The 1,690-nt window shown below is 38.3% G+C and carries 2 protein-coding genes; both read left to right on the forward strand.

The features are described 5' to 3' along the window. The first annotated feature begins 71 nt into the window (after positions 1-71). A complete protein-coding gene (locus AC1RP1_RS07560; RefSeq protein ID WP_481761994.1) occupies positions 72-746 on the forward strand; it encodes a transposase in 675 nt (224 codons plus the stop codon). Further along, complete coding sequence (locus AC1RP1_RS07565) at positions 719-1,636, forward strand: IS3 family transposase (RefSeq protein ID WP_481761993.1); 918 nt, start codon at positions 719-721, stop codon at positions 1,634-1,636. The genes AC1RP1_RS07560 and AC1RP1_RS07565 overlap by 28 nt, the downstream gene beginning before the upstream one ends. Positions 1,637-1,690 lie beyond the last annotated feature (54 nt).

Below are 1,690 nucleotides of genomic sequence, written 5' to 3' on the forward strand. Positions count from 1 at the left end.
TGTAATAATCCCTTTATGGTTGTCAGATGAAATAATATAATTTCATCCGATAATCATGGAGGGATTTTTGTATGTCCAGAGCCAAGTATTCAGCATTAGAAAAATTAACGTTTATCGAAGAATTTAGAAAGTCCGGAATGCCGAGAAGAACTTTTGCCCGAGAATACGGTATTAATAAAGATCTATTCAAACGTTGGGTCGATCGCTATGACCGCGATGGTATTGAAGGTTTACAGGAAGCGCGCCACAATAATCACTATTCAAAAGCGCTGAAATTAGAAGCGGTATTAACTTATCTAACGGGTCAATATTCACAAGCAGATGTTGCACTTAAGTTTGGTTTACGATCACAAAAACAACTATTAGACTGGGTTTCCAAGTATAATGAGGATAAAACGGTGACGGCGTCACCGTCCAAAAGGCAGGTTCCCATTATGAGTCGTAAAACTTCTTTTGAAGAACGCGTTTCAATTGTTGAATATATTACCAAAGATAAACATAGTTATAATGAAACTGCGGAACACTTCGGTGTCTCTTATCAACAAGCCCGTTCATGGGTTCTTAAGGCACGACAAGGTGGTTATGAATCACTAATCGATAATCGTGGTCACCGTAAAGATCAATCAGAACTAACAGATTTAGATAAAGCGAATCTACGGATTCACGAGTTAGAAAGCCAAATCGAAGATCAAAAATTATATGCGGCCTTTATAAAAAAATGGCAGGAACTTCAGCGCAAGGGGTGAATAAGCAAAGACGACTGGCATATCACGCGATTAAGAATGTTAGTCAAGAAAAGCATGGTGCGATAACAAAACTTATAAAAATGGTTGGCGTTAGCCGTCAGGCTTACTACAAAGGGTTAAAAAGACAAGAAACAGTTTGGGAGACACGTAATAAACAACTTAAAGAGCGAACCCAATACTGGTTTGATTTCAATCTACAAGGGATTGGTACTGGAAACATGTTGGTAAATTTACAAGCTGACACATCAATTAATTTTCCCATTACTTTCAAACAGGTTCGACGAGTTATGCGAGAACTAGGTATTCGATGTTTAGTACATCCGAAGAAGCATAATCGTGTGAAACAATCAGAACAATATATCCAAGATAATCTTCTTAATCAAAATTTTAGTGTGAGTAGACCTAACCAAGTTTGGTTGGCCGATTCAACAGAGCTTTCATATGGCATAAATGGCGAATATAAAATTCGGTTAAGTGGTGTTTTAGATCTTTATGGTCGGCGACTTTTAGCCTATAATCTAAGTCCTACAGAAACTAGTGAAGCAGAAATCCAGGTATTTCAGCAGGCCTTTTCAGGTGCTGGTAGTGTACACCCCATGGTGCACACCGATCGCGGTTCAGCTTATACCTCAAAACTATTTAATCGTTCTCTTGATCGATATGAAGTAACTAGAAGTATGTCCCGACCAGGAACGCCATACGATAACGCTCCAATGGAGCGTTGGTGGAATGAATTTAAAAATCGATGGATGGCACGTCAGCCACTGCCAAAGACCTATCAAGAACTTATGAAATTGGTTGAAGCAGGAATTGAATATTTTAATCATTACAATCGCTCAACACAAAGAAATGGCCTTACCCCAGATGAATACTGGGATAAAGCCATTTAGAAACATATTAAATTTTATATTATTTCATCCGTCAACTTGACAGGGCCTAGTACA

The sequence above is a fragment of the Dellaglioa sp. CoH-56-MRSF-13 genome (assembly GCF_056782095.1).

Coding starts and splice junctions, on each gene's coding strand:
- AC1RP1_RS07560 (WP_481761994.1), top strand. CDS start 72: ATGTCCAGAGCCAAGTATTCAGCATTAGAAAAATTAACGTTTATCGAA.
- AC1RP1_RS07565 (WP_481761993.1), top strand. CDS start 719: ATGGCAGGAACTTCAGCGCAAGGGGTGAATAAGCAAAGACGACTGGCA.